12 protein-coding genes are annotated in these 12,825 nt (G+C 49.2%); 1 reads left to right on the top strand and 11 read right to left on the bottom strand.

The window, feature by feature from the left end; translation table 11 throughout:
* Positions 1-32: 32 nt before the first annotated feature.
* From ACTRXI_RS03245 to ACTRXI_RS03230, 4 genes are all read right to left on the bottom strand, one after another.
* Positions 33-1,124: an NAD(P)-dependent alcohol dehydrogenase gene (locus tag ACTRXI_RS03245; protein ID WP_474261054.1), complete on the bottom strand. Its 1,092-nt coding sequence runs from the start codon at positions 1,122-1,124 to the stop codon at positions 33-35.
* Between the two features lie 52 nt (positions 1,125-1,176).
* A complete protein-coding gene (locus tag ACTRXI_RS03240) occupies positions 1,177-2,400 on the bottom strand; it encodes a dicarboxylate/amino acid:cation symporter (RefSeq protein ID WP_474261053.1) in 1,224 nt (407 codons plus the stop codon).
* A gap of 86 nt (positions 2,401-2,486) precedes the next feature.
* Positions 2,487-3,014: an N-acetyltransferase family protein gene (locus ACTRXI_RS03235; protein WP_474261052.1), complete on the bottom strand. Its 528-nt coding sequence runs from the start codon at positions 3,012-3,014 to the stop codon at positions 2,487-2,489.
* Between the two features lie 5 nt (positions 3,015-3,019).
* Entirely contained in the window at positions 3,020-3,793 is a 774-nt protein-coding gene (locus ACTRXI_RS03230) for an NAD-dependent epimerase/dehydratase family protein (RefSeq protein WP_474261051.1), read from the bottom strand.
* A 140-nt stretch (positions 3,794-3,933) separates the two neighbouring features.
* Between ACTRXI_RS03230 and ACTRXI_RS03225 the strand changes: the two genes are divergently transcribed.
* Positions 3,934-4,395: an OsmC family protein gene (locus ACTRXI_RS03225; RefSeq protein ID WP_474261050.1), complete on the top strand. Its 462-nt coding sequence runs from the start codon at positions 3,934-3,936 to the stop codon at positions 4,393-4,395.
* Between the two features lie 28 nt (positions 4,396-4,423).
* Here ACTRXI_RS03225 and ACTRXI_RS03220 read toward each other — a convergent pair whose 3' ends face one another.
* The 7 genes from ACTRXI_RS03220 to ACTRXI_RS03190 form a co-directional block, all read right to left on the bottom strand.
* A complete protein-coding gene (locus ACTRXI_RS03220; RefSeq protein WP_474261049.1) occupies positions 4,424-4,996 on the bottom strand; it encodes a thioredoxin family protein in 573 nt (190 codons plus the stop codon).
* 45 nt (positions 4,997-5,041) lie between these two features.
* On the bottom strand, positions 5,042-5,791 hold the full coding sequence (locus ACTRXI_RS03215; protein WP_474261048.1) for a sugar phosphate isomerase/epimerase family protein: 750 nt from the start codon (positions 5,789-5,791) through the stop codon (positions 5,042-5,044).
* A gap of 98 nt (positions 5,792-5,889) precedes the next feature.
* Positions 5,890-7,380 carry a rhamnulokinase gene (locus tag ACTRXI_RS03210; protein WP_474261047.1) on the bottom strand — a complete coding sequence of 497 codons (1,491 nt, stop codon included), beginning with the start codon at positions 7,378-7,380 and terminating at the stop codon, positions 5,890-5,892.
* Complete coding sequence (gene rhaI / locus ACTRXI_RS03205) at positions 7,377-8,597, bottom strand: L-rhamnose isomerase (RefSeq protein ID WP_474261046.1); 1,221 nt, start codon at positions 8,595-8,597, stop codon at positions 7,377-7,379. The genes ACTRXI_RS03210 and rhaI overlap by 4 nt, the downstream gene beginning before the upstream one ends.
* 119 nt (positions 8,598-8,716) lie before the next feature.
* Positions 8,717-10,804: a bifunctional aldolase/short-chain dehydrogenase gene (locus ACTRXI_RS03200; RefSeq protein WP_474261045.1), complete on the bottom strand. Its 2,088-nt coding sequence runs from the start codon at positions 10,802-10,804 to the stop codon at positions 8,717-8,719.
* A 192-nt stretch (positions 10,805-10,996) separates the two neighbouring features.
* Entirely contained in the window at positions 10,997-12,304 is a 1,308-nt protein-coding gene (locus tag ACTRXI_RS03195) for a TRAP transporter large permease (RefSeq protein WP_474261044.1), read from the bottom strand.
* Positions 12,295-12,801, bottom strand: coding sequence for a TRAP transporter small permease (locus tag ACTRXI_RS03190; protein ID WP_474261043.1), 507 nt, complete (start codon positions 12,799-12,801; stop codon positions 12,295-12,297). The genes ACTRXI_RS03195 and ACTRXI_RS03190 overlap by 10 nt, the downstream gene beginning before the upstream one ends.
* Positions 12,802-12,825 lie beyond the last annotated feature (24 nt).

The following is a 12,825-nucleotide window of genomic DNA, read 5'->3' as shown; positions in this document are numbered from 1 at the left end:
GAAGCCGCGCAAATATGCGCAGCTTCCATCTGCTATTCAAATGTAATTACTGGTTTGATCGTTTTGCCCGCTTTCATATCTTCAAGGGCCTGCTCCAGATCTTCAAATGGATACATGGTAATCAATTTATCAAAAGGAAATTTGCCCTGCTTGTAATATTCCACAAGCATTGGAATAAACAGCTTCGGCACGACGTCTCCCTCTACAACACCTGACATAGTGGCGTTTGGCACGATGAAGTTCTGATGCACGTGAAATTCGGTATCTGCGCCAGCACCGACGACGGCCGACTCCCCTTTATAACGGAGCACCTCCATCGCCTGTTTTGCCAGGGCCGCCACTCCGGTGGATTCAAGCGCATAATCGGCCCCGCCATCGGTCCATTCCTTCACTTCTTCAACCACATCTTCCTTTTTACCATTGATCGTATGCGTAGCTCCGAGTTCTTTCGCAAGCTCCAGACGCTCTTCATTAACGTCGACAGCGATGACCTGCAGGGCGCCGGCGAGGTGGGCCGCCATAACGGCACTCATGCCGACTCCTCCGCAGCCAAAAACGACGATCGTATCGCCAACGCCTACGTTCAAACGGCTGAGAACTGTGCCTGCACCAGTCTGAACCCCGCAGGCTAAAGGACCGAGCAGACGGATATCTACGTCTTGACGGACTTTTACTACATTATTGACAGGTGTCACAGCGTAGGTGGCAAGTGACCCCTGGCCGAACAAAGAAGACACTTCACTGTCTGCACTGTGAAGACGCCGGGTGCCGTCGTTCATGGTGCCGCCAAAATTCAGGGCATTAAAATTTTCACATGCCCCTGGATGTCCTTCCAGGCAGTTACGGCACGTTCCGCAGTGCGAAAATGTGATAACCACATGATCGCCGGGCTCTACATCCTCGACCCCATCGCCGACCTTCTCCACCACACCTGCTCCTTCGTGTCCTAAAGCAATCGGAAGCGGCGTCGGAATCTCCTGCTGCTGCACGCCGAGGTCGGTATGACAAATACCGGCTGCAGCAATTTTCACTCTCACTTCTCCTGTTTTCGGTTCATCGAGTTCTGCTTCTGTATGCTGAATGGCGCCAGCTTGTTCACTGACTACCGCTGCTTGAATTTTCATTGTTATCCCTCCTGCTTGGTTCTTCCCGATAGAACGCAAAGGAAAACCGAGTCTAGAAGTGAACATTCATCCAATTTTTACCTTCCAAATACCTTGCCACAAGCATACTTGAAACGTTATCACCCGCAACGTTTACAGTTGTCGCAGGAGGATCAACAACAATCCCGATAGCAGTAATAATAGGCAGGGCTTCAATAGGCAGGCCGTAGAGCGTAATAATCATAATTTCTCCAATAAACCCTCCGCCGGGCACCCCGCTCATCACCATTCCGCTGAGCAGCGCAATGCCGATCGCAGTTAAATATGTATCTAACCCGGTAAATTCCATTTGAAAAACACCGAATACAAAAGCTATTTTTAATATAGCTGATAAGCAGGAACCATCCATATGTATGGTAGCTCCGATAGGAAGTATCGTTTCTCTTATATCTTTAGGTACTCCGGCATTTCTGGCTGCGTTTAAGTTCACCGGCAGAGATGCTACGCTGCTGGCTGTACCAAGTGAAGTTACCGCCGGTGCAAAGATATTTTTCCAAAAGCGGCTGAATCCCTGCTTTCCTCCGGCCACCCAGGCATAAAAAGAAAAACCAAGAATAAAATACAAAATAGCTACCGGGTAATAAACTGCTACTGCTTTAGCGTATTCTCCGATCAATTGTGGGCCGTATTCCCCTACCAGAGCTGCAAAATAAGCACCTAGCCCAATTGGGGCGTAATAAAGAACCAGAGCCACTATTTTCATAAATACTTCCGACCCGCTCTGTAAAAACCGTGCAAAGGGCTTTCCAGCTTCCCCCGATAAACCTGTAGCTACGCCGACAAGCATCGCAAAAACAATAAGAGCGAACATATTTTCAGTTGAAAAGATGTCTATAAAATCAGAAACTGTGAATGTCTCTACAAGCTGATCAGCAAACGAACCCTCTTCCTCCTGCTGAGATGGCTGCTCTTCGCTTACACTTACGTTTTCTGCAGGCGGAAAAACTACAACAGCCGCCAGCATAAGGCAGGAAGAAATAATGCCGGTTATTATAAAAACAATCATCATTGAACCCAGAATACGACCAAGCCGCTTCACCGAATCCATGACCGCTACGGCTGAAGCAATAGAAAAAAACACCAATGGTACTACAATAGTAAACATCATATTTAAAAATAAATCACCGAGAGGCTGAACCACCATGGCGTCTTCGCCCCAAATAAAACCCGCTATGCTTCCAATGATAATAGCAATAAGCATAATTACCGGAAACCGATATGCTTTCCAGGACCCCATGCTTTCACTTCCTTTCCTTTTAAACTTTAAGATAATAAATAATATTATTTATTATAAGGAAAGCTGAAGTGGAAAACTATGGAACTTTAAACATTTTTTATTTTTTTTAAAAAACAAACCATCCAGTGCTCGTCATCGTATCCTTCTTCTGTTTTCATCGCTTCTTTTTCTGTCGAAAAAACAGAAAATCCGCAGGCTTCGTACAGGCGGACCGCATGCTTATTTTTACTCACTACGGTTAACTGCACCTGTTCCACCCCGTCTTTATCTGCCTGCTTCAAAGCAGCCTCTACGAGCCTGCCTCCAAACCCGTATCCCCTGAACACTGGCTTTACATACATAGCGAGAATCGTCGCTTTATGCTGAAGCTTCTGCATTTGCATCGGGAGCAGAGTGATGACACCCGCAAGCTCGCTTCCGACTTCTATGCCCCATGTAAAAGACCGGCTTCCTTCCAGCCTTTCTTTATATTTTCTGACCAGGTCCGGGTTCTGTTTTTCCTCTTCCAGGGTGGAAGCAAAGGCCTCCGGGCTCTCCTCCAGGGCCTTCATCCGAAGCTCTGCGTATGCTTCAGCGTCTCCGCCTCCTAAGGCCTTCAATTCTGCTTCCTGCACTCCTCTCACCTCCCGTTCTCTTTTCCGAAGTCCTTCGCCGTAAAGTCTCCTCCTTTTTTCGGATGACTCCCTGCCTCTACTCCACCAGCGTAGTCTTCTGCATTCTCCCGTGGCTCGTAGCCAATCTCTTTTGCCCGTTTGTTTTCAAACCTTGCCCGGGTGTTATTTGAAATGCCGTAAACAATCAGATACTCAGGCACTGAGCACGTGAGCGCTGCTTCAAATAATCGCTCTGCATCACGGGGGCTGAACCAGTTTTCCAAATCGTGTTCGGATGCCGGCCGGTCCTGAAAATTACAGATGCGCACTCCAATGCCTTTTAAACCAAATTTGTCGTGATAATAACGACCGAGCGCTTCCCCGTAAGCCTTACTAACCCCGTAAAGTGTGTCAGGGCGCACTGGTGAGACTTCGTCCACCCATTCATCCGCCGGATAAAAGCCGACCGCATGGATGCTGCTTGCAAAAATCAACCGTTCCACGCCGGCCTCCGCCGCCGCCTCCATCACATGAAACGTACCTTTTATATTCGCCTGCTCAATGGATTCAAAGTCCACCTCAACCGGTATTCCTCCCAGATGTATGACCGCATCCACCCCTTGCATCAGATCGCGGACCTCTGCTTTATTCGTAATGTCCGCTTCCTTGAATGTTTCTTCGCTTGTTAAATCCTCCGGAGTTTTCGTGTCTGTCAGTACAAGATCAAAACGCTTTGACAGGTAGTTTCTCAGCACAGTGCCGATTGTACCCGCAGCTCCCGTAAGCAATACCTTCTTCATATGTAAGTCTCCCCTTTCATGTCATATTCTTTTATAAACCTTTTCCTTTTATTTGAAACCTATGGCAGGCACTTTTTTTGCTTTTCCTTTGTTTATTTTTTATCCTCAAGGAAAGACTTTATATAAAGAAGGGATACGTTATGGCTATCGAACACTTCCATTTAACGGCGGAGTGGCCCGGCGGCCGCAATGCCGTCGGCTCTATTGATGCCGGCCAATTGAAAACGAATATTTCCATTCCCGAAGAAATGGACGGCCCGGGCGTTGGCACTAATCCAGATGAAATGCTCTTGGGCGCCGCAGCTACATGCTACATCATCACACTCGGTGCCATGCTTGAACGGGCAGAGCTTCCGGTCGACTCCATGGCGCATACGAGCGAAGGCCGCGTAGATGTCACGAACGGCGTGTTTACGTATAAAGAAATTATCCATCGCCCGGTGATCACCCTCGAAGCCGGCGCTTCCGACAAACAGATGGAAAAAGCGCAGAAGCTGATTGAAAAAGCAGAAGCAGGCTGTATGATTTCCCGGGCCATCCAGGGGAACGTGGAGCTTACGCTCGAACCAACGCTCCGCCGCACAGATAAAGCCCGTACCTGAAAAGGCACGGGCTTTTTTATGCAAGCTCTCAGCACTGCTCGAGCAGATTGGTGAGTTCGTATACGACCAGCCGCTGATAGTCTGCGTCATCGCCGTATCTGGAAAAAATACTTTCGTATGCTGCCGAGCGTTCATCTGCGTACGTTTCATCATTTTCTGTCAGTCCGAGACTTTTGAAATGCTTCATCGGCTCCTGAATAAAAGCGGGCCTCGGTCCCCAGCTGAAATAAACCTTTCCGTGTTCATCAGAAACTACCACTTTTGGCACTGACGTGCCGCCAAGCGTCCGGAATTGATCGATAAAATCCGGGTGTTCCTCCTGAATAAACACTTCCACCGGAATACCTGCTTTCCGCATCACTTCCACGATTACCGGAAAGTTCCGGTGCACATCCCCGCACCAGTCGGATACAAGAATAGCACAGTGCAGATCATCCCGTGACTGCAGGGCGAGCAGCTTATCCTCCGGGTGATGCTTCCAGGAAAAAGCAGCCTGCCACGGCTCCATTTTCTCCCGGTACGTGGGGCGCATGTGTTCAACAAAATCATCTACGGCCAAACCACGGCCTGTTTTATCTGAAATATCAAATGCGGATGGCATAATTATCGTCCTCCTTGATAGTTCTCTACCTCAGCCGCCGTTTCTTTAAACAAATGTATTCTGGATGTAATTCATGCTTATCTGCACACTTTCAAGCGGCTTACGCCTCGAAGCGTCCTGCTCCACGATCTGCCAGGAAGCCCCGGCTTCCTCTGCTTTTTTCATAATCGCCTCAATATCCATTTTGCCTTCGCCCAGCTCAGCAAAAAACTCCTCGCCGTCGGCGGTCATATCTTTAATATGCACAAGCGAAAGCCGCTCCCTCAGCTGTTCCATCCAGGCAAAAGGGTCTTCCCCCGCCTTCTGCACCCAGTATGTATCAAGCTCTACCTGCACGTGCTCCGGTTTCATTTCCTCCAGCATCACTTCAAACGGCAGTCGCCCTTCGAGCGGAAGCAGTTCAAAATCATGGTTATGATACGAAAATGTGATCCCTTCCTTCCGGCATGCTTTTCCGATCCTGTTCAGCTCCTTTGCCGTCTGCTTATAAGCTTTCAGATTCGAACGTTTTTCTTCTTCGAGATATGGACACACAATGTGGCGGCACCCAAGCGCCAGATGCTTTTGTATTACGCTGTCCAGCTCATCCTGCAGCTGTTCGAGCGGTACATGGCTCGAGACTATCTGAAGGCCAATATTCTTCATTGTTCCCGCGAGCTCCTCCGTACCGAAGCCTCCGCTTTGACCGGCCAGCTCCACCGCTTTGTATCCCATGGTCCTCACCTGCTGAAGCGTTCCGATAAAATCCTCTTCAAGCTCATTTCGAAGCGTGTAAAGCTGCAGTGCGATGTTCATAGATTCATCTCCTTTTGGTAAACGTTTACATATAGTATATACGGTTTTGCCGCTCTATACAAAAAAGCCTCCGGAACAGAGTCCGGAGACCTTTCTCATTACGCTTTTTTTGCTTTGGATAAACCGTTTCTAAGGCCTGTCTTTTCACAGAACGACTCGTATTCCGTATTCCAGGCAGTATGCTCATTCGGGGAAAAAGCGTTTACCTTCACTGCTTCACGGATATACTTCCGCGCTTCGTGGCGGTCCTTGATTTTTCCGGCAGCGGTCAGCTGCACGGTAACATTACCGAGGGCACTCGCTTCCTTCGGCCCGACCCACACGTTACGCCCAAGCGCATTTGCTGTAAACTGGGAAAGATGTGTATTTTTTATCCCGCCACCGACCATATACAGCCCGGAAAATGACTGGCCGGAAAGCTGTTCCGTACGTTCGAGCACGTAACGGTATTTCATGGCCAGACTCTCCATAATGCACCGAACAATTTCCCCCTTCGTTTCAGGGATTTCTTGGCCGGTCTCCCGGCAGTAATGCTGGATTTGAGAAGGCATGTCTGCCGGATGCAAAAACTGGAGATCATCCGGATCGATAAATGACTGAAAGGCCGGGGCTTCTTCCATTTGGGCAAGCAGTGCTTCATGGGAAACATCCTCGCCGCGCCAGACACGCCGGCATTCTTCGAAAATCCACAGCCCCATAATGTTTTTCAGCAGCCGGAAGGTCCGCTCCACACCGCCTTCGTTGGTGAAATTCCATTCAAACGCTTCCGGAGTCGTAGCAGGCTCTTCAATCTCGGTGCCCATCAGCGACCATGTGCCGCAGCTCAAATAGGCAAAGGAGGAGGATTCAGCCGGAACTCCGGCTACCGCTGCCCCTGTATCATGTTCGGCGCTTGTGAAGACAGGTATTGCCGGCACCTGCAGCTCCTGCTGCAGATCCTCACGCAGCTCTCCCACCCGGGTACCCGGCATCACTACATCAGGCATCCACTCCCGCGGCACGCCGATAGCTTTTAACAGCTCCTCGTCCCAGTCCATTTTCCGGGGGTTAAACAGCTGGGTCGTGGTCGCATTTGTAAATTCACTTTTCATTTCTCCCGTTAAAAAGTAGCGAAGCAGGTCAGGGATCATTAAGAGCGTCCGCGTTTCCTTTAAAACTGGGGAATCGGCCTTCACCATCGCTTCAAGCTGATAAATAGTGTTAAATGGCAGAAACTGAATGCCGGTGCGTTCAAAAATAAATTTTTTGCCGAGACGCTCCGTTACCTGCTCCATTACTCCGTCTGTATGAGGATCGCGGTAATGATACGGGTGGCGCAAAAGTTCCCCGTCCTTCCCTACACAACCGAAGTCGACCGCCCAGCTGTCGATGGCGATGCTTTCAATGTCCTGGCGCTCCTCGTAAGCAGCACGAATGCCTTCTTTTAATTCATGAAAAATGCGGTAAATATCCCAGTGAAAACGGCCATTCACCCGCACCGGTTCATTTTTAAAGCGGTGCACATCCATGGTTTCAAGCCGTCCGGCTTCGATCCAGCCAAGCACAGCTCTTCCGCTGCCTGCCCCTAAATCGAACGCGAGTACACTCACCAGCTGGCACCACCTTTGCCGCGGGAGAGAATTTTTTCCCCATAGCCGCTGGCGTGATAAGCGTCCATCGGCTTCACCGAAGCTCCCGCTTCTTCGCGAAACGCTTCGAGCAGCGGTGTAACGTCGGCTTCAAAGGCAGACCGGATCGCGCGTTCAGCACCGAGAACGTCCTGCTTCTCCTGAGCGTTTCTCAGCTCCTCCAAATTCACCAGGCACGCCTTGGCATACATCGTCTGAACGTTTTCAATCGAACGGATCATGGCCGGGATTTTTGGTTCCAGGTTATGGCACTGGTCGAGCATATACGCGATGTTCTCTGCGTTTTGACGAACCGCTGGATCCGGGTCCTCTTCAGCCTGCACAATCTGCTGCAGAATTAAAAATACTTCATACGGGTCATGCGCGCCGACAATAAGATCATCATCTGCATACTTGCGGCTGTTAAAGTGAAAGCCGCCCAACTTCTGTTCGTCGAGCAGGTACGCCACAATGTGCTCGATATTAGTCGCCTGCGGATGGTGTCCGGTGTCCACCAGCACTTCCGCTTTGCTGCCAAGCTTGTTGGCTGCGTTAAATGCCATGCCCCAGTCTGCAAAATCAGTATGATAAAATCCCGGTTCGAAAAACTTGTATTCAATCAGCATGCGCATCGAATCGTCCAGTGCATCATACGTGCTTTTCAGTCCTTCAAGCATCCAGTTTTTCCGCTTTCGAAAGTCCGCCTGCCCCGGGTAGTTGGTACCATCGGCAAACCAGAGGCTTAACACATTGGAATCTACTTCCCGGGCAATGTCAATGCATTCAAGCAGATGATCGAGCGCCTTCCGGCGGATCGCCGGGTCCGTATTGGTTAAGCTGCCGAATTTATAATCGTCATCCTGAAACAGATTAGGATTCACAGCTCCAATACTCACGCCAAGACCTTCTGCGTGCGCTTTCAATTCCTTGTAATTATCTACTTTATCCCACGGAATATGAATCGCAACTGAAGGGCTTGACCCGGTGTGCTTATGCACCTGAGCGGCGTCCTCTAATTTTTCAAAAGGATCTCGCGGTATGCCTTCCTGCTGAAATACTTTAAAACGGGTGCCGGAATCTCCAAAACCCCAGGAAGGGGTTTCGACCTGCAGCTTCTGCAGCTTCTTTTTCACCGCTTCGAGGTCAATGCCCCTTGCCTGCTGCTGTTCTTCGAATAATGTATAATGACGATCACTCATGTGTTATCCTCCTATCTCTATTTCAAAAGCGGGACGCACCGAAGCCGTACCGCCGTCTGTCTTCTTTATTCAGGAGGGGCACGCCCGCCGGAGAGCGGCAGGCAGCTCCTTGTTTTCGTTTAGCGTGTAAAGGCCGCTGGTACACCGCCGTCTACGGTCAGCATGCATCCGGTCGTTTTTTCTGATTTTGATGAAGCAAAGAAAGCAATCGCTTCTGCAATATCCTCCGGATAAATATTAACCAGCAGCGTTGTACGTTTACGGTAATGTTCATCCAGTTCGTCAGCTTCAATACCGTAGGCCGCCGCCCGTTCTTCCTTCCACGAAGAGGTCCAGATTTTCGATCCCTGCAGCACTGCGTCCGGCAGAACAGAGTTCACACGGATACCGTACTCGCCGCCTTCTGCTGCGATGCAGCGTGCAAGGTGGGTTTCAAGCGCCTTTGCCGAGCTGTAGGCTGCCGCATTTTTTCCGGCATATACAGAGTTTTTAGACCCAACAAAGACCATATTCCCTCCGGCCCCCTGGGCTTTCATCTGAGTAAATGCTTCACGGGCCACCAGGAAGTAGCCGGTACCAAGCACGTCCATATTCAACTGCCACTGCTTCAGCGTCGTTTCGTCGAATGGGCTTGAAGAAGCCAGACCAGCGTTGTTCACGATGATATCCACGCCCCCGTACTGCAGAGCCGCTTCTTTAAAGGAAGCCGCGACAGCTTCTTCAGAGGTAACATCCATTGCTACAGCATAGGCTCTTTCTTCTCCGTATGCCTGCGTATATTCCTCCGCTTTTTCCTGCGCGCCCTCGGCATTTAAGTCGGCAATCACGACATGAGCACCGTCGCCTAGTAGTTCTCTGCAGGCTGCCGATCCGATACCGCCGGCTCCTCCGGTAATAAATGCCACCTGTCTCGAGAATTCTGCTTCCGGCGGAGCGAGAGAAAGCTTATACAGCTCAAGCGGCCAGTACTCCACGTTATAGGATTCATTTTCCGACAGGGAAACGAAAGAACCGAGAGCGGTGCTTCCTTTCATTACAGCAATCGCCCGGTGGTAGAGTGCTCCACTTACGTTAGCCATCCGCTTATCCTTGCCGGTATTGACCATACCTACGCCCGGAATTAAAATGACGCGCGGCGCCGGCTCAAACATCGTGTCGCCCTCATTTTTGTTTCTTTCAAAGTACTTGGTGTATTCCTGCTTGTATGTCTCGATGCCTGCTTTTACTTTTTCAACCAGAGCGTCTTCTCCCTCGGATGGCTTCCAGTCAACAAACAGAGGCGTTCGTTTCGTGTGCACGAGGTGATCCGGGCAGGCAGCTCCGACCTGGGAAAGCTCAGGTGCGTCTTTACTGTTCACAAATTCAAGCACTGCTTCGTCGTCCGAATAAGAAAGGATCATTTTTTTATGATCGCTCACTGCTCCGCGGATAACCGGCATTACTCCGGCAAGCAGTTCTTTGCGTTCTTCCTCCGGCAGCGCCTTTGTATGTTCGCCTCCAAACACCGTTTGCTGATTTTCCTGAGTTTTTACAATGTAGTCCTCTGCTTTCTGAATTACTTCGATGGTCTGATCGTAGCTTTCTTTCGATGTTTCTCCCCATGTGACCAAACCGTGTTTTTCCATCAGTACCATTTCTGCCTTCGGATTATTTTGTACGCCTTCGGCGATCATTTTGGATAGTGTAAAGCCCGGACGTACATACGGCACCCAGACAAACCGGTCCCCGAATATTTCCCGGGCAATATCCTTGCCATTGTCTGCGCAGCAGATACTGATAATGGCATCCGGATGCGTATGATCCACATGCTTAAAAGGCAGAAAAGCGTGGAGAAGCGTTTCAATGGATGAACGCGGATGGCCCGGGTCGATCATGCAGTGACGCAGGTAGGCTACCATTTCCTCGTCAGGCATTTCTTCGCGCTCCATTAACGGACGGATATCTTCCATACTCAAAGCGGTAAAGTGTTTTTCTTCCATGGTCGCAAGGTCCGAGCCGCTTCCCTTTACCCACATTACTTCAATGTCCCGGCCCCGGAAATCTTTTTCCGTGGTCTTCAAAGACGTATTTCCTCCGCCCCAGTTACATACCGAACGGTCCTGCCCCAACAGGTTGGAACGATAGCGAAGCTGTTCTACGCCGGTCTTGAACCTGGATGCTTCATTTTCATTCCAGAGGTTTTTCACCTTTTTAACGTTTGTAATCATTCTTCACCCTCCATTAATCTTCTTTAAGCGTTTTCATACACCTATCCTATCACAAACTACGGCAAAAACAAACATAAAACAAAATAAAACAAATAAAATCCACTATAATTTTCGTCGTTTTCACTTTCAATTTTTAAAACTTATTTTATTAGTAAAGCAGCCCTGCTTTACGCAGAACTGCTTTGCAAGCTGTCACTCCACCAGGCCGAACAGCCTTGGCAGGAACAAACTGATTTCTGGAATAAATGCCACTAAGACCAGTGCTGCCACAAGCGGCACATAGAACATCATCAGCTTTGGTATAATCTTTTCAATTGATACTTTGCTGACACTGCTGCCGATAAATAGTACAGTTCCGATTGGAGGCGTCGTAACCCCGATCGCAAGTGCCATTGCCATAATCATTCCAAAGTGTACCGGATGAATCCCCATCTCTGTGGCCACCGGGAACATAATTGGGGTGAAAATCAGCAGGGCTGGAGCGACGTCCATAAACGTGCCGACAACTAACAAAATTAAAAGCATAATAAGTAATAAAATAATGGTGTTATTGGTAACCGACAGCATCGCATTAGTGATCGACTGTGGAATTTCCGCATACGCAAGCACCCAGCTCATCGCCGTCGATGCACCGATCAAAAGCAGAATAATGCCCGAATAGGAAACAGTCTCTTTCAAAATCTTTGGAAAATCAGAAAGTGAAAGACTTCGGTAAATCAGGCAAAGCAGAAGTGCATAAAATACTGCTACCGCCGCACCTTCCGTTGCTGTGAATATTCCGCCGGCAATACCGCCGATGACGACTACAATCAAAAACAAACTAGGCACAGCCTGCCATACGATTTTTACTGCTTCACTGGCTCCCGTTTTATCAGCAACTGGATATTTCGCCCGCTTGGCAAGAATGTAAGCAACAATTATTAACAGTCCGACCATCAGGAGCCCCGGCAGATACCCGGCGATAAACAAAGCTCCGATCGACGTTCCGCCAGTTAACAGCGAATAAATAATCGGCATACCGCTTGGCGGGATAATCAGCCCGGTCGGTGCCGAAGCAATGTTAACCGCCGCAGAATAAGAAGAAGAATAGCCTTCTTTTTCCTGCTGAGGATGCATGATTCTTCCCATCGAGGCAGCCGCAGCGATCGCTGAGCCCGAAATAGCGCCAAACAGTGTGTTACCGATAATGTTCGTATGCGCAAGCGATCCGGACATCCTCCCGCCGATCAGCTTTGCCAGGTTAATCAGCCTAAGAGCAATACCACCATTGTTCATAATGCTTCCCGCAAGCATAAAGAATACAAGCGCGAGAAGCACGGTGCTGTCCACCCCGGTAATTAACTGCTGGGACACCGCAAGAAGCGACGCGTCCACGGATAAAATCAGCAGAGCCGCTGCGAATGTTGCGGCTGCGATACTTACCGCGATCGGTACGCCAATAAATAAGAATAGGAAAAACAATCCAAATAATATAACGCCAGTCCAAACAGCTACATCCATTTATGATCCCCCTTTTCTTCAATACGGGGCGTGTCCACTTCCCGGCGGTTCATCATGTTGTAAATTTGATAGAAAATAACGATGACCCCGCTTACCGGAAGTATGCCGTAAATCAATCCCATTGGAATTCTTAAAATAGGAGAAAGCTCCGCCATTGTTGCATTTGCAATCGTATAGCCGCCAATCACCAGAACAAACAATGCAAAACCGATGACAATCAGATCAATCAGCCACCGGAGCCCCAGGTGGGCTTTTCCGGTGATTTTGTCTCTTAAAAAGGAGATGGCCAAATGCTCGTCCTGACCAAATGCATACGCTCCTCCTAAAAAAGCGATCCAGATTAATGAAAAACGCAGTACTTCTTCTGTAATAATACTCGGATCTCCAAGTACAAATCTCGTAAATACCTGCCATATCGCTGCTACAGTCAGAAATATAACCAGGGCGCTTGTAATAACTAAAAGCACCATGTCGATACTCTTTTTTACTGCCTGCATGTTCCCCACCCCTTACCTGTCCAC

This window comes from Marinococcus sp. LNHM4E3-1, from assembly GCF_056034405.1.
The sequence above is the reverse complement of the archived record's forward strand: the minus strand, read 5'-3'. Positions and strand labels throughout refer to the sequence as shown.